23 protein-coding genes, 1 tRNA gene and 1 pseudogene are annotated in these 21461 nt (G+C 69.3%); 19 read left to right on the top strand and 6 right to left on the bottom strand.

Annotated elements, in window-relative coordinates; translation table 11 throughout:
* Position 1: 1 nt before the first annotated feature.
* Positions 2 to 418 (top strand): nucleoside-diphosphate kinase, encoded by a 417-nt coding sequence (gene ndk, locus H577_RS0107370; protein ID WP_029145419.1) that lies wholly within the window; start codon positions 2 to 4, stop codon positions 416 to 418.
* A 10-nt stretch (positions 419 to 428) separates the two neighbouring features.
* On the opposite strand, the gene H577_RS0107375 is transcribed toward ndk, so the two are convergent.
* Positions 429 to 1061: a vitamin K epoxide reductase family protein gene (locus H577_RS0107375; RefSeq protein ID WP_029145420.1), complete on the bottom strand. Its 633-nt coding sequence runs from the start codon at positions 1059 to 1061 to the stop codon at positions 429 to 431.
* A 531-nt stretch (positions 1062 to 1592) separates the two neighbouring features.
* Between H577_RS0107375 and H577_RS0107380 the strand changes: the two genes are divergently transcribed.
* A complete protein-coding gene (locus H577_RS0107380) occupies positions 1593 to 3902 on the top strand; it encodes an Rne/Rng family ribonuclease (RefSeq protein ID WP_029145421.1) in 2310 nt (769 codons plus the stop codon).
* A 4-nt stretch (positions 3903 to 3906) separates the two neighbouring features.
* Here H577_RS0107380 and H577_RS0107385 read toward each other — a convergent pair whose 3' ends face one another.
* On the bottom strand, positions 3907 to 4173 hold the full coding sequence (locus H577_RS0107385) for a DUF4031 domain-containing protein (protein WP_029145422.1): 267 nt from the start codon (positions 4171 to 4173) through the stop codon (positions 3907 to 3909).
* Positions 4174 to 4379: 206 nt separating this feature from the next.
* Between H577_RS0107385 and rplU the strand changes: the two genes are divergently transcribed.
* From rplU to H577_RS18265, 11 genes and pseudogenes are all read left to right on the top strand, one after another.
* Positions 4380 to 4688, top strand: a complete 309-nt coding sequence (rplU, locus tag H577_RS0107390) for a 50S ribosomal protein L21 (protein WP_029145423.1) — start codon at positions 4380 to 4382, stop codon at positions 4686 to 4688.
* Positions 4689 to 4707: 19 nt separating this feature from the next.
* Complete coding sequence (rpmA, locus tag H577_RS0107395; RefSeq protein ID WP_029145424.1) at positions 4708 to 4965, top strand: 50S ribosomal protein L27; 258 nt, start codon at positions 4708 to 4710, stop codon at positions 4963 to 4965.
* Positions 4966 to 5047: 82 nt separating this feature from the next.
* Positions 5048 to 6550 (top strand): GTPase ObgE, encoded by a 1503-nt coding sequence (gene obgE / locus H577_RS0107400; protein WP_029145425.1) that lies wholly within the window; start codon positions 5048 to 5050, stop codon positions 6548 to 6550.
* Complete coding sequence (gene proB / locus H577_RS0107405; RefSeq protein WP_029145426.1) at positions 6547 to 7395, top strand: glutamate 5-kinase; 849 nt, start codon at positions 6547 to 6549, stop codon at positions 7393 to 7395. Before obgE ends, proB begins: the two co-directional genes overlap by 4 nt.
* A gap of 76 nt (positions 7396 to 7471) precedes the next feature.
* Positions 7472 to 8731 (top strand): glutamate-5-semialdehyde dehydrogenase, encoded by a 1260-nt coding sequence (locus H577_RS0107410; RefSeq protein WP_029145427.1) that lies wholly within the window; start codon positions 7472 to 7474, stop codon positions 8729 to 8731.
* Positions 8732 to 8811: 80 nt separating this feature from the next.
* Positions 8812 to 9036: a hypothetical protein gene (locus tag H577_RS0107415; RefSeq protein WP_029145428.1), complete on the top strand. Its 225-nt coding sequence runs from the start codon at positions 8812 to 8814 to the stop codon at positions 9034 to 9036.
* Between the two features lie 10 nt (positions 9037 to 9046).
* A complete protein-coding gene (gene nadD / locus H577_RS0107420; protein WP_029145429.1) occupies positions 9047 to 9643 on the top strand; it encodes a nicotinate-nucleotide adenylyltransferase in 597 nt (198 codons plus the stop codon).
* Positions 9640 to 10935, top strand: a complete 1296-nt coding sequence (locus H577_RS0107425; protein ID WP_029145430.1) for a hypothetical protein — start codon at positions 9640 to 9642, stop codon at positions 10933 to 10935. The genes nadD and H577_RS0107425 overlap by 4 nt, the downstream gene beginning before the upstream one ends.
* A complete protein-coding gene (gene rsfS, locus H577_RS0107430; protein WP_029145431.1) occupies positions 10932 to 11309 on the top strand; it encodes a ribosome silencing factor in 378 nt (125 codons plus the stop codon). The genes H577_RS0107425 and rsfS overlap by 4 nt, the downstream gene beginning before the upstream one ends.
* A 74-nt stretch (positions 11310 to 11383) precedes the next feature.
* Positions 11384 to 11456, top strand: a tRNA-Ala gene (locus H577_RS0107435).
* A 223-nt stretch (positions 11457 to 11679) separates the two neighbouring features.
* A pseudogene (locus H577_RS18265) lies at positions 11680 to 11790 on the top strand (helix-turn-helix domain-containing protein); the annotation flags it as partial.
* Between the two features lie 96 nt (positions 11791 to 11886).
* Here H577_RS18265 and H577_RS16970 read toward each other — a convergent pair.
* From H577_RS16970 to H577_RS0107455, 4 genes are all read right to left on the bottom strand, one after another.
* Positions 11887 to 12360 carry a hypothetical protein gene (locus tag H577_RS16970; protein WP_156876582.1) on the bottom strand — a complete coding sequence of 158 codons (474 nt, stop codon included), beginning with the start codon at positions 12358 to 12360 and terminating at the stop codon, positions 11887 to 11889.
* Between the two features lie 13 nt (positions 12361 to 12373).
* A complete protein-coding gene (locus H577_RS15520) occupies positions 12374 to 12670 on the bottom strand; it encodes a hypothetical protein (RefSeq protein WP_051191852.1) in 297 nt (98 codons plus the stop codon).
* Positions 12663 to 12857 (bottom strand): antitoxin VbhA family protein, encoded by a 195-nt coding sequence (locus H577_RS0107450; protein WP_036284129.1) that lies wholly within the window; start codon positions 12855 to 12857, stop codon positions 12663 to 12665. Before H577_RS0107450 ends, H577_RS15520 begins: the two co-directional genes overlap by 8 nt.
* A 167-nt stretch (positions 12858 to 13024) precedes the next feature.
* The gene (locus H577_RS0107455) at positions 13025 to 13669 is read right to left on the bottom strand and encodes a TetR/AcrR family transcriptional regulator (RefSeq protein WP_029145433.1); all 645 of its coding nucleotides are present in this window, start codon (positions 13667 to 13669) and stop codon (positions 13025 to 13027) included.
* 127 nt (positions 13670 to 13796) lie between these two features.
* On the opposite strand from H577_RS0107455, the gene H577_RS0107460 reads away from it, so the two are divergent.
* The 6 genes from H577_RS0107460 to H577_RS0107485 all read left to right on the top strand — a co-directional run bounded on the left by H577_RS0107460 (position 13797) and on the right by H577_RS0107485 (position 21403).
* Positions 13797 to 15458 carry an ABC transporter substrate-binding protein gene (locus H577_RS0107460; protein WP_029145434.1) on the top strand — a complete coding sequence of 554 codons (1662 nt, stop codon included), beginning with the start codon at positions 13797 to 13799 and terminating at the stop codon, positions 15456 to 15458.
* A 62-nt stretch (positions 15459 to 15520) separates the two neighbouring features.
* Entirely contained in the window at positions 15521 to 16387 is an 867-nt protein-coding gene (locus tag H577_RS0107465; protein WP_245570359.1) for an ABC transporter ATP-binding protein, read from the top strand.
* Entirely contained in the window at positions 16384 to 17184 is an 801-nt protein-coding gene (locus H577_RS0107470) for an ABC transporter ATP-binding protein (RefSeq protein WP_029145436.1), read from the top strand. The genes H577_RS0107465 and H577_RS0107470 overlap by 4 nt, the downstream gene beginning before the upstream one ends.
* Positions 17181 to 18164 carry an ABC transporter permease gene (locus tag H577_RS0107475; RefSeq protein WP_029145437.1) on the top strand — a complete coding sequence of 328 codons (984 nt, stop codon included), beginning with the start codon at positions 17181 to 17183 and terminating at the stop codon, positions 18162 to 18164. Before H577_RS0107470 ends, H577_RS0107475 begins: the two co-directional genes overlap by 4 nt.
* A 75-nt stretch (positions 18165 to 18239) precedes the next feature.
* Complete coding sequence (locus H577_RS15525) at positions 18240 to 19157, top strand: ABC transporter permease (RefSeq protein WP_084515976.1); 918 nt, start codon at positions 18240 to 18242, stop codon at positions 19155 to 19157.
* On the top strand, positions 19154 to 21403 hold the full coding sequence (locus H577_RS0107485; protein ID WP_029145438.1) for an exo-beta-d-1,3/1,6-glucosidase: 2250 nt from the start codon (positions 19154 to 19156) through the stop codon (positions 21401 to 21403). The genes H577_RS15525 and H577_RS0107485 overlap by 4 nt, the downstream gene beginning before the upstream one ends.
* Positions 21404 to 21461: the final 58 nt, after the last annotated feature.

A 21461-nucleotide genomic window follows, 5' to 3' on the forward strand; every position in this document is an offset into this window, starting at 1 on the left:
CATGGCCACCGAAGAGACCCTCGTCCTCGTCAAGCCCGACGGAGTGGCGCGCGGCCTGACCGGGACGATCCTGGCCCGCATCGAGGCGAAGGGGTATTCCCTGGTCGACCTGCGCCTGGTCGAGCCCGACCGGCAGCGGCTGGAGGATCACTACGCCGAGCACGCCGGCAAGCCGTTCTACGAGCCGCTGCTGGAGTTCATGATGTCGGGTCCGTCGGTCGCGATCCGGCTGGCGGGGGAGCGGGTGATCGAGGGGTTCCGCTCGCTGGCCGGCACCACCGACCCGACGACCGCCGCGCCCGGCACGATCCGCGGCGACCTCGGTCGGGACTGGGGTCTTCCCGTGCAGCAGAACCTCGTGCACGGCTCCGACAGCCCCGAGTCCGCGGCGCGCGAACTGGCGATCTGGTTCGGTTGAGCCGGGCGCGTCACGCCCAGCCGAGGGTGACGCGGATCGTCTGCCAGATGTTCGGGATGGCGTTCAGCCGCACCTGGGCGAGCAGGATGACGACGCCGTAGGCGATGATCGTCATGAGCGGCACCCAGCCCATCAGCTGCTCGGCGACGTGCCGCGCACGCGTGCCCAGGGGCACCTGCCCCGAGCGCAGCAGGTGCACCGTCACGGCGAAGAACGACGGGATCGTCACCGCCCAGGTGACCATGCACCACGGGCACAACGTGTGCAGCTGGAAGATGGACTGGTAGATCAGCCAGCCGACGAACGAGATCGCGAACGCGAAGCCCGCCCAGAACAGCCACCAGAACCAGCGCGCGAACCGGGCGCCGGCCAGGATGGCCGCCCCGACGACGATCGGTGCGACCCAGCAGGCGACGCCGAGGATCGGGTTGGCGAATCCGAACACGCTGCCCTGCCACGACTCGATGTTCTTTCCGCACTGCACCAGCACGCTGAAGTCGCATGACGCGCTCTGATCCGGGTGCTCGAGCAGGAAGATCTTCTCGACGGTGAGTTGGAACGCCGCCCACCAACCGATGACGCCGGCGATGATGAGCCACACGGCGAGGCCGGTCGGACGGGTGTGCGTCTGTGTCTGCGGCATGCGTCGGATTATGGCACCGCCCGCTATGGTGTGCGGCGCTTCGCGCAAACCGTGTCGGAGGTGCGATAATGACACGAAGGTGCATTCGCGGCCGCGCTGCGAGACGCATCGCCGAAGACTTCGGGCGCCAGGCGCCCAGCGCAGTCAGTGCCGAGAGCCTGCTGCAGACCGAGTGAGTTCGCGGCCCCGTCCACACGGGACGGCGTCGCACGAGATTTCGCCGGGTGACGCGCGGTGTCACCCGCAGGGAGTACGCCGGTGACGGTCGATGAGAACAACGAGACCCTTGACAGCGCGACGGAACCGGAGGCGCCCCTGGCGCTGACCGGCGCCGACGCCGAGCAGGCCGCCGTGCCGACGACGGATGCCGCGGCCCCGGCCGCCGGCACGTCCGACACGGCCGCGGGCGAGGCGGATGCTGTGCCGGAGGTTGCGGAGCCCGCGGGCGAGGAGCCTGCGGCGGTGGAGCCCGAGGCTGTCGCGGCGGCGGCCGAGGAGCCTGCGGCGGTGGAGGTCGAGGAGCCTGCGGCGGTGGAGCCCGTGGCGACCGAGCCGACTGCGGCCGAGGCGACCGAGCCGGAGCCGACCGAAGTGGCCGAGCCCGAGGCGGCTCTGCCCGCGGCGGTGACGGCCGAGGCGACCGAGCCGGAGGCGGCGACCACGGGTACCGATTCGGCCGCGACTGAGGGCGCCGATTCGGAGGCGACCGAGGGCGACGAGCCGGAGGCATCCGAACCCGTGGTGGCCGAGCCGGATGCGGCGAGCGAGTCGGAGACGGGCGAGGACGCCGAACCGGCCGGCGAGGGCGCGGCGGCCGAGCCGGAGGCATCCGAACCCGAGATCCCCACCGCGGTGAGCCTGGGATTGCTGCCGGAGGAATTCGTCTCGTCCGTCAGCACGCAGTTGCACTTCTACGCACCCGAGATCACCCTGCTGCCGGCGCTGCCGGCGTCCGCACCGGCCGCCGAGGGCGGCTCGCGGCGCCGCAACCGCCGCCGGGGCGGCGAGGGACGCGACGACGACCAGCACGAGCGCACCGTCGAGATCATCACCGAGCCGCAGCGCATCAAGGGCTCGACCCGCCTCGAGGCCAAGAAGCAGCGTCGTCGCGACGGGCGCGAGGCCGGTCGCCGGCGCGCGGTGGTCACCGAGGCCGAGTTCCTCGCCCGCCGCGAATCGGTCGACCGCGAGATGATCGTGCGCTCGAAGAACGGTCGCATCCAGATCGCCGTGCTCGAAGACAAGGTGCTCGCCGAGCACTATGTGGCCCGCAGCCAGGATGCCTCGCTCATCGGCAACGTCTACCTCGGCCGCGTGCAGAACGTGCTGCCGAGCATGGAGGCCGCATTCGTCGACATCGGCCGGGGCCGCAACGCAGTGCTGTATTCGGGTGAGGTGGATTGGGACGCCGTCGAGACCGGCAACCAGCCCCGCCGCATCGAGCTGGCGCTGAAGACCGGCGACAAGGTGCTGGTGCAGGTCACCAAGGACCCGGTGGGTCACAAGGGCGCCCGCCTCACCAGCCAGATCTCGTTGCCGGGCCGGTACCTGGTGTACGTGCCCGGCGGGGCCATGAACGGCATCTCGCGCAAGCTCCCCGACACCGAGCGGGCGCGGCTCAAGCGCATCCTCAAAGAGGTGCTGCCCGAATCGTCGGGTGTGATCGTGCGCACCGCCGCCGAAGGCGCCACCGAAGAGCAGCTCACCCGCGACGTGCAGCGCCTGACCAGCCAGTGGGAGCACATCAACACGGTCGTCGAGACCACGCAGGCCCCGGCGCTGCTGCACTCCGAGCCCGACCTGCTCGTCAAGATCGTGCGCGACGTGTTCAACGAGGACTTCTCGAAGATGCTCATCCAGGGCGAGGACGCGCAGCGCACCATCGAGGGCTACCTGCAGGCGGTCGCCCCCGACCTGCTCGAGCGCGTCGAGCGCTACGAGGGCGACGGCGACCCGTTCGACGAGTTCCGCATCACCGAGCAGATCGAGAAGGCCCTCGACCGCAAGGTGTGGCTGCCCTCAGGCGGCTCGTTGGTCATCGACCGCACCGAGGCGATGACGGTCATCGACGTGAACACCGGCAAGTTCGTCGGCACCGGCGGCAACCTCGAAGAGACCGTCACCAAGAACAACCTCGAGGCCGCCGAAGAGATCGTGCGTCAGCTGCGACTGCGCGACATCGGCGGCATCATCGTGGTCGACTTCATCGACATGGTGCTCGAGTCCAACCGCGACCTGGTGCTGCGCCGGCTGGTCGAGTGCCTGAGCCGTGACCGCACCAAGCACCAGGTCGCCGAGGTCACCTCGCTCGGGCTCGTGCAGATGACCCGCAAGAAGATCGGTCTGGGCCTGGTCGAGACCTTCAGCGAGCCCTGCGAGGTCTGCGCCGGCCGCGGCATCATCGTGCACCACGACCCGGTCATCAAGCATCGCTCGTCGGGCGGCGGTTCGCGCCGGTCGCGGCCCGCCGTGCCCACGGCGACCCCGGCAGGCGGCGCCCACGTGATCACCGAGGGTGCGAAATCCGCACTCGCGCAGATCGTGGCATCCACCATCCACCACGAGCCCGGTGACGAGCAGCCGGCCGCACCCGCTCCGGCGCCCGACGCGACCGAGCCGGCGCCCAAGCGCAAGAAGCGCAAAGAGCGCAAAGAGAGAGACAAGGACCGCTCCGGCGAGCCCAAGACCGAACGCGACCTGCTGCTCGACTCGGTGCTGAACGCCCTGCCCGAGCCCAAGGCGCCCGGTCAGGGGCGCTCGCGCCGGCGGGTGACCACGGCCGCGCTCACCGGCACGCCCGTCTCGACGGCGCCGGTGTCGACCGACCCGGCGGGCGACTGAAAGGTCAGCGCCGGTCGCGGGCGCGCACGCGCAGCCCCGAGGCGATCAACCGCCGCACCAGTTCGTGTCCGTCGACCGGTTCGGCGCCGGCGGCCACCAGGCGGGCGTGCATGTCGGCGGGCACGTCATAGTGGTCGCGGTCGAACGCGCGGGGCGGGATGCCGTTGGCCCGGGCGAACGCGTGCAGTTCGTGAAGTGACGTGTCGGTGACCAGGTGCGACCACAGCCGGCCGTGCGCGGGCCAGCGAGGATCGTCGATCAGGATGGCCACGGCACGATCCTAGGCGCGACACAGCGCCGGTGTTTTGCCGGGCGCCCGGTATCCGGTAAAGTAGACCCCTGGTGCAACCGGTCGCGGCGCCGTCCCGACGCGTGACGCCGGCCAGTGAGGCCGCGGGCACCAAGACTTCAACTCTTCCAGAGCAGAGTCTCGCAAGACAACCGGAGCCGTGCGCTCCCAGACGAAACAGGTGTGAAGTGGTTTACGCAGTTGTGCGCGCCGGCGGCCGGCAGGAGAAGGTCGAGGTCGGCACGGTCGTCGTGCTCGACCGTCAGCAGGCGAAGGTCGGCGAGACCGTCGAGCTTCCCGCCGTGCTGCTGGTCGACGGCAGCACCGTCACCAGCGACGCCGACAAGCTCGCCAAGGTGACCGTGACCGCCGAAGTGCTCGGCGAGGAGCGCGGCCCGAAGATCGTGATCCAGAAGTTCAAGAACAAGACCGGCTACAAGAAGCGCCAGGGCCACCGCCAGGACCTCACGCGCGTCAAGGTCACCGGCATCAAGTAGGCCAGGGAGAGACGCAGAGATGGCACACAAGAAGGGCGCAAGCTCCACCCGCAACGGTCGTGACTCGAACGCGCAGCGCCTCGGCGTGAAGCGCTTCGGCGGCCAGTCCGTCAACGCCGGCGAGATCCTCGTCCGTCAGCGCGGCACGCACTTCCACCCCGGCGTGAACGTCGGCCGTGGCGGCGACGACACGCTGTTCGCGCTGTCGGCCGGTGCCGTCGAGTTCGGCACCAAGGGCGGCCGCAAGGTCGTCAACATCGTCGCGACCGCGGAGTGATCCGGGTTCGCACGCGATAACTTACGAGGGGCGGGCTTCGGCTCGCCCCTCGACGCATTTCCACACGAGAGCCGGGAGCACCATGGTCACCTTCGTCGACCGCGTGACGCTGCATCTGCGCGCGGGCAAGGGCGGCAACGGCTGCGTGTCGGTGCGGCGCGAGAAGTTCAAGCCGCTCGCCGGTCCCGACGGCGGCAACGGCGGCAACGGCGGTGACATCGTGCTGGTCGCCGACCCGCAGACCACCACGCTGCTGTCGTACCACCACTCGCCGCACCGCTCCGCGGGCAACGGCGGGTTCGGCATGGGCGACAACCGTTCGGGTGCGCTCGGCGAGTCGCTCGAGCTGCCCGTGCCGGTGGGCACCGTGGTGCGCTCCGCCGACGGCGAGGTGCTCGCCGACATGATCGACCCCGGCATGCGCTTCGTGGTGGCCCCCGGCGGCCGCGGGGGACTGGGCAATGCGGCGCTGGCGACCCCCAAGCGCAAGGCGCCCGGGTTCGCGCTGCTGGGCACGCCCGGCTGGGAGGGCGACGTCGTCCTCGAGCTGAAGACGGTCGCTGACGTGGCCCTGGTCGGGTTCCCGTCCGCAGGCAAGTCGAGCCTGATCGCGGCCATCTCGGCGGCACGCCCCAAGATTGCCGATTACCCGTTCACCACCCTGCACCCGAACCTCGGCGTCGTGCAGGCGGGTGAGGTGCGCTTCACCGTCGCCGACGTGCCCGGCCTGGTCGAGGGCGCCAGTGAGGGCAAGGGGCTCGGGCTGGAGTTCCTGCGCCACGTGGAACGCTGCACCGCGCTGGTGCACGTGCTCGACTGCGCCACGCTCGAGCCCGGGCGCGACCCGTTGACCGACCTCGACGTCATCCGTGCCGAACTGGCCGCCTACGAGGTGCCCGACGGGCAGGTGCCGCTGCTGGAACGTCCGCAGCTGGTGGCGCTGAACAAGGTCGATGTGCCCGAGGCGAAGGACCTCGCCGACCTGGTGCGCCCCGAGCTCGAAGAGCGCGGTTACCGGGTGTTCGAGATCTCCACGGTCAGCCACGAGGGCCTGCGGCAGCTCAGTTTCGCGCTCGGTGAGATCGTGGCCGCGCACCGTGCCGCACAGGCCGCCGCGCCGGCGGCCGCGCGCATCGTCATCCGCCCGCAGGGCTCGCGGCGCGAGTTCGAGGTGCGTGTCGAGGGCGGCACCTACGGGCCGCTGTATCGCATCCTGGGCGCCAAGCCCGAGCGCTGGGTGGCGCAGACCGACTTCCAGAACGACGAGGCGGTGGGCTTCCTCGCCGACCGGCTCGACAAACTGGGCATCGACGACGAGCTGTACAAGGCCGGCGCCGTCCCGGGCGCGACGGTCGTCATCGGACCTGGCGACGGCGTGGTGTTCGACTGGGAACCGTCGCTGACCTCGGCGGCCGAGGTGATGACCGCGCCGCGCGGAACCGACCCGCGCATCGACCCCAACACCCGCCGTACCACGGCCCAGCGCCGCGAACGCTACCACGAGCGGATGGACGCCAAGGCCGCGGCCCGGGCCGAGCTCGAAGCCGAGCGGCGCGCGTCGCGCGAGGCGGAGGACGAGCGGTGACCGCGAGCGACCGCGCGGATCTGCCGGGCGCCCGTCGGGTCGTCGTCAAGGTGGGGTCGTCGTCGGTCAGCGGCGATCGCGCCGCCGCCATCCCGCCGCTGGTGGCGGCCTTGGCGGGGGCGCACGGGCGTGGCACCGAGGTGGTGCTCGTTTCGTCGGGCGCGATCGCGACCGGCATGCCGTACCTGCAGCTGACCAGCCGCCCCTCCGACCTGGCCACCCAGCAGGCCGCCGCCGCCGTCGGGCAGAACGTGCTCATCTACCGTTACCAGGCCGCGTTGCGCGAGTTCGGCATCGTGGCCGGGCAGGTGCTGCTGACCGCCGGTGACCTGGAGAACCGGATGCACCGCTCCAACGCGCGCCGTGCCATGGAACGACTGCTCGGCCTGCGCATTCTGCCCATCGTCAACGAGAACGACACCGTCGCCACCCACGAGATCCGGTTCGGCGACAACGACCGGCTCGCCGCGCTGGTGGCCCGGCTCGTCCGCGCCGACGCACTCGTGCTGCTCAGCGACATCGAGTGCCTGTACACCTGCCCGCCCGAGCAGCCCGGTGCGCGTCCGATCGACCAGGTCGCGTTCGGTGAAGACCTCGGCGCGTTCGAGTTCGGCTCGGTGGTCGTCAACAGCGTCGGCACCGGGGGAGCGGCGACCAAGGTGTCGGCCGCGCGTCTGGCCGCGGCATCCGGTATCGGCGCCCTGGTCACCAGCGCCGAACTGGTGGCACCCGCCCTGGCCGGCGAGCACGTCGGCACCTGGTTCGCCCCCAATCCGGCACCGGTCGAGTCCACCCTCACCGGGGCGTTGCATCTGGCGTCGTCACCGCACGGCCCGCACGACTGAAGCCGGCCTGCCCGGCGCACCGTCACAGGGGCCCTGCCACCGGTCCGGCGGCACGGCCGCCGGATAGACTGACCGGATGACGCAGCCTGCCGCCACCGCCCACGACCGCATGGTGCAGGCGCAGCAGGCCGCCCGCACGCTGGGATTGCTGGGCGACGCGGCGAAACGTGACGCGCTGCTGGCCGTGGCGACGGCGATCGAACGGTCCGTGGCATCCGTCCTCGCCGCCAACGAACGCGACCTGCATCACGGCAGGGAGGCCGGACTGTCCGAGGCGCTGCAAGACCGGCTGCGGCTCGACGAGGCACGCGTGGCGGCCCTGGCGGCGGCCGTGCGTGAGATCGCCGCCCTGCCCGACCCGGTCGGGCGCGTGCTCGATGAGCGCACGCTCGACAACGGTGTGCGGCTGCAGAAGGTGTCGGTGCCGTTCGGTGTCGTCGGCGTGATCTACGAGGCGCGACCCAACGTCACCGTCGACATCACCGCCCTGGCGCTGCGCAGCGGCAACGCGGTGGTGCTGCGCGGCGGCAGTGCGGCGTTGCAGACGAACGCGGTGCTCGTCGAGGTGATGCGCGACGCCCTTGCCGGAGCGGGTGTCGACCCGCAGGCGGTGCAGACCCTCGACGAGTTCGGTCGCGACGGTGCTCGCGAGCTCATGCACGCCCGGGGCCTCGTCGACGTGCTCGTGCCGCGCGGCAGTGCGCAGCTGATCGAGACGGTGGTGACCGAATCCACCGTGCCGGTCATCGAGACCGGTGCCGGTGTGGTGCACATCGTGCTCGACGAGAGCGCGCCGCTGGAGTGGGCGCGCGACATCGTCGTCAACGCCAAGGCGCAGCGGCCCAGTGTGTGCAATGCGGTCGAGACGGTGCTCGTGCACCGGGATGCCGCGCCCCGGCTGGTCGGCCCCGTCGTGGCCGCGCTGGCGCACGCCGGCGTGACCGTGCACGGCGACGCCGAGGTGGCATCCCTCGCACCCGGTGTGGTGCCGGCCGGCGACGAGGACTGGGCCACCGAACACCTGAGCCTCGACCTGTCGATGCGCGTGGTCGACGACCTCGACGAGGCGCTCGAGCACATCCGCCGCTACTCGACCGGCCACACCGAGTCGATCATCACGACCGACGAGCGCAACGCCGAACGGTTTCTCGCCGAGGTCGACTCGGCCGTGGTGATGGCCAACGCGTCGACGCGGTTCACCGACGGCGGTGAGTTCGGCTTCGGGGCCGAGGTGGGCATCTCGACCCAGAAGCTGCACGCCCGCGGACCCATGGGGCTCGCCGAGCTGACCAGCACGAAGTGGCTCGCGCGCGGTGCCGGGCAGATCCGGGCGTGACGGCCTAGACTTGGGGCAGGCGCGCCGCGCCGCCGATGTCGTGTGAGCCGCCGCGCTCACCTGCCGTGAACGGAGTACCGATGACCCTCGCCCCGCTGATCGCCTTCGCCGCCGAAGAGGCCGAGCACTCGGGCAACATCATGCTCGAGACGATCTGGTACCCGATCGTGGCGATCGTGGTGTTCACCTTCCTCGCGCTGGTCACGCTGTCGTACCGCAACGTGGCCAACCGCCACGCGTCGAAGGCCGAGGCGTACGCGAAGGAGCACGCCACCGACGTGCAGCGGACGGGGCACGGCCACTAGGGCCCACCGCATGACGGCGACGCGAGCGCCCCGCGTCGGGGTGATGGGCGGCACATTCGACCCGATCCACCATGGACACCTCGTCGCGGCGTCCGAGGTCGCCCAGTCGTTCGGGCTGGACGAGGTGGTGTTCGTGCCGACCGGGCAACCGTGGCAGAAACACGACGTCACCACGAGCGAACACCGGTATCTGATGACGGTGATCGCCACAGCATCCAACCCCGACTTCACGGTGAGCCGCGTCGACATCGACCGGGACGGCCCGACCTATACGATCGACACACTGCGCGACCTGAAGGCGGAGCGGCCCGACGCCGAGTTCTTCTTCATCACCGGGGCCGACGCCGTGGCGCAAATTCTCAGTTGGAGGGACCATGATGAACTGTGGGGTCTCGCCCACTTCGTCGCGGTCTCCAGGCCCGGACATGTCCTGAACACGGACGGCCTCCCGAGCGACGGCGTCACCCAGCTCGAGATCCCCGCACTGGCGATCTCTTCGACAGACTGTCGGAAGCGCGTGCGCGCGGGCCACCCGGTGTGGTACCTCGTGCCCGACGGGGTCGTCCAATACATCGCGAAGCATCATCTCTACCGGAGCAAGGCATGAGCACACCCGACCAGCCGAGCACTCCGCCGCTGACACGCCGGCAGCTGCGGGAGCTGCGCAACACCGGGGCGACCCCGGTCATCGTCACCCCGTCGCCCGCCGTCGACGACGCCGAACCGGCGACGCCCGACGCCGCATCCGAGCAGCCCACCGCGGCCGAGGCCGGCGGGTCCACGCCTGCGCCCGCCGCACCGTTGCCGCGCCCGGCGAAGCCCGTCGACGTGCACACCGCGCCGGTGCCCGATGCCGCGGTCGACCTCGGAGCCGCCCCGCTCACGCGACGACAGGCCCGGGCGCAGGAGCGCATCCGCACCGCATCCGTGCCGGTGATCGGCCCCGACCACCTGGCCGCGCCCGCGGGGGAGAAGGCAGCGCCGGCCGACGAAGACTCAGCGTCGGCGCAGCAGGATGTCGCCGCCGACACTTCGGTTCCGGTCGAGCAGGATGCCGCAGCGCGCACCGAGACACCGGTCGACGCCGCGAAGGCCGAGAAGGCCGAGAGCGAAGCGATCGAGGACGAGACAGCCGAGAACGACGCGGTCGTCGTCGACGCCGAGGTCGTCTCGGAGCCGGTCGAGCCCGCTACCAGAGCCGGCAGTGAGCCGGAGTCGTCCGACGATGCGTCGACGCCGTTCGCGCCCACCCCGGCCGCGCCCTTCGCGGGCGAGCCGGTGATCGCATCGGTGCCGGGGGTGGCTGAGGATGCCGCCGGGCTTGCGCCCGAGCCGGCGCAGGATCGCCCGATCGCGGTGGCCGCGGCATCCGTCGCCGCCGATGCGCCGGCCGACAAGCCTGTGCTGAACCCGATGTTCGGTGCCGGGCTGCTGGCGGGTGAGGCCGCCAAGCCTGAGCCGGTGCCGTCGTTCGAGCAGCTGCTGGGCCGTGACACCGACACGACCGGCTCGGTGACCGCGCCGAGCGCGCTGATCGTGTCGCACACGTCGGCCGCGCCGCTGGTCGCACCGATCGCCGGTACCGGCGAGGTGCTGGTCACCGGCACGTTCGCCCTGCCCGAGGGGTTGGGTTCGACCGGTCAGGTGCCCGGCACCGCCGACGGCAAAGAGATCGATGCGGTGCTGGTCGACGGTGAACTGCCCGCGCACTCGTCACCGACGCCGATCGCGGCCAGTGCGGCGGTGAGCACCATCAAGACCAGCGAGGACATCATTCAGCCGCCGACACCTGAGAAGGGCGGCAAGCTCATGCTGACCCTGGCGATCACGGCCGGGGTGCTGGCACTGGCGCTGGTGGGCGTGCTCGTGTATGCGCTGGTGACCGGGGTCATCTCATGACGGCGACGCCGCAGGGTCTGCGGATGCTCGAGGTCGCGGCCCGGGCGGCGCAGGCCAAGGGCGGTGAAGACCTGGTGGCGCTCGACGTGTCCGAGCCGCTGCCGCTGGTGGACGTGTTCCTGCTGGTGTCGGGCCGCAGTGAGCGAAACGTCGCCGCGATCGCCGACGAGGTCGAAGAGAAGCTGCTCGAGGCCGGCTACAAGCGGCTGCGGCGCGAGGGTCGTCGCGAGGCGCGTTGGGTGCTGCTGGATTTCGGTGACCTCGTGGTGCACGTCTTCCACGAGCAGGAGCGGGTGTTCTACGGCCTCGAACGGCTGTGGAAGGACTGCCCGACGCTGCCGGTCCCCGAGATCGCCCCGGCGTCGGCGCCGTGACCGCTCGATTTCGTGGCCGGTGCGGAATGTAGTAATCTGAACGGGTTGTTCCGGAGTGATCCGGAGCCCGATCCGGGCCTGTGGCGCAGCTGGTAGCGCACCTGCATGGCATGCAGGGGGTCAGGGGTTCGAGTCCCCTCAGGTCCACCGAAGAAACCCCCGTCTTATCGGGGGTTTTCTGCATCTCAGGACGGCCTGGATGTCACGGAATCCGGGCAATTTCGGGCCCCCGTTGCCCGCATTCGCATGTGATGCCTCCGAACGCGTGTCTCTCGTCGCCGCATCTCGCGCGGGGCGGCGGGTGGTCTGGAGCGGTGCCGCAGGACCGCCCGTGCTGCACCGGGAGACTCGGACCGCGCATAGAGAGTGCATGACCACTCCCATACCGACCGACCTGGCGACCGTGCCGCTCCTGCTGACCACCGACGAAGCTGCGGCCCTGCTGCGCATCGCTCCCAAGACGCTGCGCAACTGGGTGTCGAGCGGGCATGAGCTCGGCCTCTATGGCTTTCGAGGCGGTGCGCATGGAGGCGATCAGGTCCGCGTGACGGTCTGCGGTGAAACGGATGGCCACGGCTCAGACCACGTCGGTGTGCACGCGCAGGGCGTAGTGGTCGGTCAGGGTCTCGTGGTGGTAGTAGTCAACGAAGATGTCGCCGGCTTCGGTGGCGTCATACACCTCGTCTGGGTAGACGTAGGTGACGGCCTCCCCGTCATTGAAGTGGATGGGGATGGTCGGTTCGTCGTCGCGCGGACCACCGCGCCCGAGAGTGTAGAGCCGCACCTTGCCGTCGTCGCCCAGTTTGCGCCACTCGACGGTCATCGCCTCAGCCGTTCCCGCAGCCTGCAAGAACACCGTTGGCGACCACGACGTACCCGCTTGATCCGGGAAGATACCCTCCGGCACGCGCGCGAAGGTCATCCAGGAGCGGTGGGCGGAGCCGATTTTCAACACGATGTTACGCAGAGTGCCCTCATATCCGAGCACTCCGTCCCCAAGTGTGGTCACCGACCCGTCCGAGTCGAAGTAGACGAAGTCGCGGTAAACCATCACGAGACCTTCCTCAGAATGACACTGGTGAGACCGGCACGAAGTACTCGCCGCCCTCGATGTTCTTGCGGATGTCCACGGTGCGCAGTTCCCCGGCCCAGCCGTAGATTGCCTCGAACAGGGTGCGATGGATCGCTCGGAGTTCGGTCAGATCGCGGGTTGGCTTCGGCAGACGCGCCCGCAGCCGCACCTCGCGGATCGGCACGAGGTCGGCTTCGATGGCGTCGAGTTCGGCCTGCGTCCGCGCACCGACGAGGTTCTTGAGGATGCCGGTAGCCGGATCGACGTAGGGGTCGACGACCTCACTCAATCCCGTACCGGGATCGGACGCGGGCCTCGAGCTGGTCGAGGTCGATCTCGCCCGCGACGTAGTCGGCGGTGTCGGCCCGGGTCGCCTCGGTCATCGGGAGCCCTTCCATCTCGCCGCTGTGGATCGCGGCGGTGACCGCCTTCTCGCGCTCGGCGCGCTCGGCCGCGGTGATCGTCGTCAGCGACATGGCGGGCCTCCCGGGGTCTCGATGGTGTCCTCCATTCTACCGGCGGAGCCCCGACATCGGCGGTTCGGATCAGTGCGTTCACTCCTTGGACGGGCCCGCAGGTGGGCGCAGAGATCGCCGACCATGACTGACGCCACGTCGGCGACCTGCGGCGGAGCCGACGAGGATCACTGCGCGTAGCTGCGCAACTCCGGCCCCGGGTGCAGCACGCCGTTGACGATCGAGCGGATCGCGAACTCGCTGGCTTCGCCGAGTTCGACGGCCGTCGGGTCGAGCAGCCACTGCAGCTGCAGACCGTCCATGACGGCGAGGATGCTGGCGGCCGCGGCATCCACTCGTTGCGGCTCGGCGACACCTGCGCGCGCGCACAGCACGGCGAAGGCATCGGCGACTTCGCGTCGCAGCGTGACGTACCGCTGCTCGAAGAACTCGCGCGCGGGGTGGTCGTCGGTCACCGATTCGGCGGAGAGGACCGTGTACACCTGCACGATGCCGGGCCGTCGTGCGTTCGCGAACGCGGTGCGTACAAGGTGCAGGAACAGTTCGGGGCCGTCGGGAATGTGCTTCTCTTCGAGATCCGCCACGTCGCTGGCGTCGCGATAGGAGAGCACCTCGAGCAGCAGATTCTGCTTCGAGCCGAAGTGGTGCAGCACACCGGCGTGCGTCATGCCCACCTGCTCGGCGATGTCGGTGAGGGTGCCGTTGGTCGAGCCCTTCGCTCCGAAGGTCTCGATCGCGGCCTTCAGGATCTCCGTGCGCTTGCGCTCGGTTTCGGGGCGCGACCGCGCCCCATGACCATGCGAACCGGACATGCGGCCTCCTTCCGAAGTCGGACTTGACCTTCCAACTTACTATCCAGTAACCTCCCATCTAACTTACTGGCGAGAAAGTAAGTACACAGCGGGGCAGCGGTTCGCCCCACACGACGAAGGAGAAGCAATGAGGCTCAGACTCGCTCTTGCGGCGACGGGTATCGTCGCGGCACTCGCGTTGGCCGGCTGTTCCGGCGGAGGCGGGAGCGACAACACGTCACCCGAGCAGGGCGCGGCGCTCACGATCGCGAAGCCCGACGGCGCGATCACGACAGAGTCGAACAACCCGTTCATCAGCAACGCGTCCGCGATGACCCTCGGGTATGCGAACGCGATCTACGAACCCCTGGCGATGGTCAACCTGGTGGGCAGCGACACCGACATCACCCCGTGGCTCGCCGAGAAGATCGACTGGAACGACACCTACACCGAGCTGACCGTGACCCCGCGCTCCGGCGTGAAGTGGAGCGACGGCCAGGACTTCACGGCGGACGACATCGCCTATACGTTCCAGCTGCTGAAGGACAAGCCCGAGCTCGACCTGACCGCGCTGGGGATCAAGAGTGTCACGGAGGGCGACGGCACCGTCACCATCGCGTTCGAGAACCCGATGTACGTGAAGCAGGACAAGGTCCTGCACAAGTTCATCGTCCCCAAGCACATCTGGGAGAAGGTCGCCGACCCGACGACCGAGACCAACAAGGACCCGGTGGGAACCGGCCCCTACGTGCTCTCGAAGTTCACCACGCAGAGCGTCGAGCTCACCGCCCGCGATGACTACTGGGGCGGCAAGCTCGCCGTGCCGACGCTGTACTACGTCTCGTACAACGACAACACGGCACTGACCACGGCCCTCGCCAGCGGCGACGCCGACTGGGCGCAGGCGTTCATCCCGAACGTGCAGTCCGCGTTCATCGACAAGGACCCCGACCACAACGTCTACTGGGCGGCCGCGGGTCTGGGCATCGACGCGATGTTCGTGAACACGCAGACCAAGCCGTTCGACGACGTGGCGTTCCGCAAGGCCGTCAACATGGTCATGGACCGCGAGAAGCACGCCTCGATCGCCCGTGAGGGTGGCGTGCCCGTGCTCGACTCGGTGACGGCTCTGCCGAGCCCCGCCGGCGACAGCTGGATCTCACCCGAGTTCCAGGGCAAGAAGCTCACGGTCGATGTCGACGGCGCCAAGAAGGTGCTCACCGACGCCGGGTACACCTGGAAGAACGGCAAGCTCGTCGACCCCGACGGCGACACGGTGACCTTCGAGCTGAAGGTGCCGCAGGGGTGGAACGACTACGTGACGGGCATCAGCCTGATCTCGGACTCGGTGAAGGCCCTGGGCGTCGACGCGAGCGTGCAGACGCCCGACGCCGACAGCTGGCTCGACGCCATCGCCAAGGGCGACTTGCAGGCGATCCTGCACTGGACCGACACCGGCATGACCCCGTACGACCTGTACTCGGACATCATGGACGGTCGTTTCCTCAAGCCCAAGGGCGAAGTGGCCAACTACAACTTCGGCCGCTACGACAACAAGGAGGCCACGGCGGCACTGCAGGAGTTCGCCACGGCGACCGATGATGCCACCCGCAAGGCGGCGCTCGAGAAGGTGCAGAAGATCTTCGTCGAGGACGTGCCCGGCATGGCCGTGGGCACCCGGCCGTTCATCGGTCAGTACAACACCCGCAACTATGTGGGCTGGCCCGGCCCGGACGACCCGTACATCTCGCCCGACCCGACTCAGCCCACCGCGGCGCTGATCCTCACGAAGCTGAAGCCGGCGTCCTGACACCCCAGCACGTGGAGGGCGGGTACGAGCCCGCCCTCCACGTCGAGCCCGAAAGACCCCCTGTGAACGACGCTCTGACCGACGCCCCTCTCCTGACGGTGTCCGGCTACTCCATCGTCTACGACGTGGAACCCCCGGTGCAGGCCGTGCGGGATGTCACCCTGACCCTGCACCGCGGCGAGATCCTCGGCCTGGCCGGCGAATCCGGCAGCGGCAAGACGACCCTCGCCTACGGCATCCAACGCCTTCTGCGCCCGCCCGCCGTGATCACCGCCGGGAGCGTCGTCTTCCACGACGAGGACGGCACGCACGTCGACATCAACGCGCTCGACGTGAAGGCGCTGCAGCGGTTCCGCTGGGACAAGGTGTCGATGGTCTTCCAAGGCGCCATGAACGCACTGAACCCGGTCGCCGACATCGGGAGCCAGCTCGAGGACGTCTTCACGGTGCACCGCCCGGGTATGCGCCGCCGCGAGCGGAAGGCCGCGATCGCCGAGCTGCTCGACCTCGTCGGCGTGGGGAGCGAGCGTGCGCGCTCATACGCCCACGAACTGTCGGGTGGGATGCGGCAGCGCGTCATGATCGCGATGGCGCTGGCCCTGCGCCCCCAGCTGATGGTGATGGATGAACCCACGACCGCGCTCGACGTGCTCGTGCAGCGCGAGATCCTGCAGAAGATCTCTGAGCTGCGTCATCAGTTCGGCTTCTCCGTGATCTTCATCACCCACGACCTTCCCCTGCTGCTGGAGATCTCCGACCGCATCGCGGTCATGAAAGACGGCGCGATCGTCGAACTCGCGACCGCCGAAGATCTCTACCGCAGCCCGCAGCATCCCTACACCCGGCGCCTGCTCTCGTCGTTCCCTAGCCTCACCGGGGCACGCGGAGCCTACGCCGGCCGCACCGGCTCGAGCCAGGAGAACGCATGACCACCCTCGAGTTCTCGCACATCACCAAGAAGTACCGCGTTCGCGGATCAGGAGAAATGCTCGCGCTCGACGACGTCAGCTTCACGCTGAGCTCCGAGCAGACCATCGCGCTGGTCGGCCAGAGCGGAAGCGGCAAGTCGACGATCGCGAAGATCCTCACCCAGCTCGAACAGCCCACCAGTGGCGAGGTCCTTCTCGACGGCACGCCGATCCCGCGCCGCGGCAAAGGACTGCGCCGTTACCGGCAGCAGTTGCGCATGGTCTTCCAGGATCCGTTCGCGTCCCTGAACCCCGCCCGCACCATCCGCTACCACGTCCAGCGGCCGCTCGAACTCGATCGCATCGTGCCCGCGCGCGAGGTCGAAGCCGAGGTGGTGCGTCTGCTCGAGCGTGTGCAGCTCGACGCCGACGCCGTCATCGACCGACGACCGCACGAACTGTCGGGCGGCCAGCGTCAGCGCGTCGCCATCGCGCGTGCCCTCGCTTCGCGGCCCGCGCTGCTGGTCGCCGACGAGCCCGTGTCGATGCTCGACGTGTCGTTGCGGCTGGGCGTGCTGACGCTGCTGGCCGATCTGCAGCGCGAGTCGGGCCTCGGTGTGCTCTACATCACCCACGACCTGGCCACGGCGCGTCACTTCAGCGACGAGATCATGGTGCTGCACCACGGCCACGTGGTCGAACGAGGACCGTCCGACGACGTGATCCTCAACCCCCGGCATCCCTACACCCGTGCGCTGCGCGACGCCTCACCCGATCCGCACGCGCTGTTCGGCGCCGCCCAGGAGGGCCGCTCATGAGATTCTTCCTTCGCCGCGCGGTCTTCTACCTGTTCACGGCGTGGGCCGCCATCACGATCAACTTCTTCCTGCCGCGCATGATGAAAGGCGACCCGGTCAGCGCCTTCATCGCGTCGAACCAGGGACGTATCAGTCCCGAGGCCATCGACTCCCTGAAGATCCTCTTCGGTCTCGACAACCACATGTCGCTCTGGCAGCAATACGTCCAGTACTGGGGGCTGCTGCTGCACGGCGACCTCGGCCGCTCGTTCTCGCGCGGCCTCGCCCCGGTGACCGACGTCATCGGCGCCGCGTTGCCGTGGACGGTCGGCCTCGTGGGGCTGGCCACGATCATCTCGTTCGTGCTGGGCACGGCGTTCGGCGCGATCATCGGGTGGCGCCGGGGCAGCAAGGCCGACCTCGCAGTTCCCTTCGCGACCTTCTTCTCGACGGTGCCGTACTTCTGGATGGGACTCATCGCGATCGCGGTGTTCTCATCGACGCTCGGATGGTTCCCGGCATCCCACGCGTACGGAAAGGGGAGCGACCCGGGGTTCACGTTCTCGTTCATCGGCGATGTCATCGCGCACGGAACGCTGCCCGCTCTCACCATCGTCATCTCGTCACTGGGCGGCTGGATCCTCGGCATGCGCAACATGATGATCACGGTGCTCGACGAAGACTTCGTCACCGTGGCGCAGGCCAAGGGGCTTCCGCGCGGGCAGGTGCTCTGGCGCTATGCCGCACGCAACGCGATGCTGCCCCAGCTGTCGAGCTTCGCACTGTCGCTCGGGTTCATCGTGAGCGGCACGATCGTGATGGAGCTCGTGTTCTCCTACCCCGGCGTCGGGAAGCTGCTGCTGGACGCCACGACGGCCAAGGACTACCCGCTCATGCAGGGGCTCTTCCTCGTGATCACCCTCACCGTGCTCGTCGCGAACATCCTCGCCGACGTCGCGTACGCCATCCTCGATCCCCGTACCCGCCAGATGGAGGGCTGACCCGTGGCACAGACACAGACGCTCACCGGCCCGGAGCGCACGACCTTCGTGCGTCAGCTCGGCTCGTCGTTCGCGATGTTCCGCAACCCCAAGTCGCTGGTCGGTCTCGCCATCCTCGGCGTGTTTGTCCTGGTGGCGATCTTCCAGGACCTCATCGCCCCGTACGGTCCCCTCGAAAAGGACTACACCGCCCTGCGACAGGCGCCGTCGTGGCGGCACCTGTTGGGCACGACGCACATGGGCGAGGACGTGTTCAGCCAGATCATCTACGGCACCCGGGGCGTCCTGGTGGTCGGCTTCCTCGCCGGCATCATCGCGACAGCGACCGCGATCCTCATCGGTGTGCTGTCGGGATACGTGCGCGGGTGGCGCAGCGAGTCGCTCTCGGCCCTGACGAACGTGTTCCTCGTGATCCCGGGGCTGCCGCTGATCATCATCGTGGCCTCGCAGTTCGAGAATCCGCCACTGCTGCTGATCTCGGCGGTGCTCGCCGTCACCGGGTGGGCCTGGGGCGCACGTGTGCTGCGGGCGCAGACGATGTCGCTGCGCAACCGCGACTTCATCCAGGCCGCACGGGCCAACGGCGAGCCGCTGCGGCGCATCATCTTCGTCGAGATGCTGCCCAACCTGCTCGCGATCATCGCGTCGAGTTTCGTGGGCACGGTCACCGCGGCGGTACTGAGCCTGACGACCCTGGCCTTCATCGGCGTCATCCCCATCACGAACCTCAACTGGGGCACCATCCTGTTCTGGGCACAGCAGAACGGGGCGTTCCCCGACTACTGGTGGTGGTACATCCCGGCCGGTCTGTGCATCGCGCTGTTGGGGATGGCGCTCTCGCTCATCAACTTCGGCATCGACGAGTACGTGAACCCGCGTCTGCGATCGGCGGGCGAGCGTGCCCGGGCCCTGAAGAAGCGCGGGCTCAACGTGAACTCCGCCGCCACCGCCGTCACGACATCGACCACCTCCGTGAGAGAAAGCCAGGCATGACCAGCGACCTTGTATCCACCACGCTCCCGTACCGCGATCCGACGCGCACGACCGCCGAGCGCGTCACCGACCTGCTGGGGCGGATGACCCTCGAGGAGAAGGTCGGACAGATGCTGCAGCTGGACGCCCGCGGCGACCTGGACGACATCGTGCTGCACCGGCACGCGGGTTCGATCCTGCACACCTCACCGGAGAGGATCCTGCAGGCGAACGCGCTCACGGCCCGCACCCGACTGGGCATCCCGCTGCTGGTGGCGGAGGATTGCATCCACGGCCACTCGTTCTGGCCGGGCGCGACGATCTTCCCCACCCAGCTGGGGCTGGCCGCGAGCTGGGACGCCGACCTGCTCGAGCGGGTCGCGCGCATCACCGCCGTGGAGGTGGCGGCCACCGGCATCCATTGGACCTTCTCCCCGGTGCTGTGCATCGCCCGGGATCTGCGTTGGGGCCGTGTCGACGAGACGTTCGGCGAAGACCCGTTCCTCATCGGCGAGCTGGCCTCGGCCATGGTCCGCGGTTATCAGGGCGCGGGGCTGGGCGACTCGACGGCCATCCTGGCGACGGCGAAGCACTTCGCCGGCTACTCCGAGACGCAGGGCGGCCGGGATGCCAGTGAGGCGGACATCTCGCGTCGCAAGCTGCGCAGCTGGTTCCTGCCCCCGTTCGAGAGGGTGGCGCGGGAAGGATGCCGCACCTTCATGCTCGGCTACCAGAGCACCGACGGTGTGCCGATCACCGTCAACGACTGGCTGCTGGGCGATGTGCTCAGGGGGGAGTGGGGCTACACCGGCACCCTCGTCACCGACTGGGACAACGTGGGTCGCATGGTGTGGGAGCAGCATGTGCAGCCCGATGTCGCCCACGCGGCGGCGGCCGCGACCCGCGCCGGCAATGATGTGATCATGACGACCCCCCGCTTCTTCGAGGGCGCATTGCAGGCCGTGGGCAGCGGGATGCTGTCACCGGACGCCTTCGACGATGCCGTGGCGCGCATCCTGACTCTGAAGTTCGATCTGGGTCTCTTCGAGGATCCGCGCCTGCCGCTTCCCGGTCTGGAGCGCATCGTGGGCTCGGACGAGCACGCTGCCGTGAACCTCGAGGCCGCGCGGCGGTCCATCGTGCTTCTGGAGAACGACGGCACTCTGCCGCTGGCGCCGCGTGCGGCGTCCATCGCCGTTGTCGGTCCTCTCGCCGACGACGCGCAATATCAGCTCGGCGACTGGGCCGGCGGATCCGGGCAGGCCGGCTGGCTCGACGGGCAGCCGCGCGAGATGATCACGACCGTGCTCGACGGCATCCGCGAGCTCGCGCCCGAGGGCTCGACCGTGTCGTACGCGCGCGGCGCCGAGATCCTGACCATGCAGCCCGACCCGGCGGGGGCCACGTTCCCCGACGGGCAGCCGCGGCCGCCGATCGTGCATGCGTGTCCGCCCGACGAGGCCATGATCGCCGACGCGGTGCAGGCGGCGTCGCACGCCGACCTCGTCGTGGCGGTGGTCGGCGATCACATCGAACTCGTCGGCGAGGGCCGCTCCACAGCGACGCTGGAACTGATCGGTGGGCAGAATGCGCTGCTCGACGCCGTGATCGCCACCGGCACGCCGGTGGTCGTGGTGCTGCTGGCCTCCAAACCGCTCGTGCTGCCGGCCAGCGTGCAGCGCGCGGCTGCGGTGCTGTGGATCGCCAACCCCGGCATGCAGGGCGGCCGGGCGCTCGCCGAGGTGCTCACCGGGCGCATCCAGCCGTCGGGCCGCCTGCCGATCTCGTTCGCGCGGCACGCCGGGCAGTTGCCGATCTACTACAACCAGGTCCGCGGGCAGCACGGCGACCGCTATGCCGACCTGACGCAGGCTCCCGCCTGGGCGTTCGGTCACGGCCTGTCGTACACGACGGTCGAGTACGCCGACCTGACGCTTGGGGCCACCGAACTGAGCACGGCAGACACGCTCGTGGCCGAGGTCACGGTGCACAACACGGGGGAGCGGCCCGCGCGCGAGACCGTGCAACTGTACATCCGTGACGAGGTGACCTCGGTCAGCTGGGCCGACAAAGAGCTCAAGGCCTTCCAACAGGTCGAGGTCGCGCCCGGACAGTCGCAGCGGGTGCGCGTCGAGTTGCCGGTGGCGGATTGCACGATCGTGGATGCCGCCGGCCGCCGCATCGTGGAGGCCGGCCGCTTTCAAGCGCTGGTGGGATCGTCGTCGCGCGACGAGGACCTGTTGGCCGCGGAGTTCATCGTCCGCTGAGCACGGCGGCGGTGGCGGTGGCCGTCCAGGGCCGGGCGCGGTGACCTGCCGCGGCATC

The organism is Microbacterium luticocti DSM 19459 (assembly GCF_000422405.1).
Classification (GTDB): Bacteria; Actinomycetota; Actinomycetes; order Actinomycetales; family Microbacteriaceae; genus Microbacterium; species Microbacterium luticocti.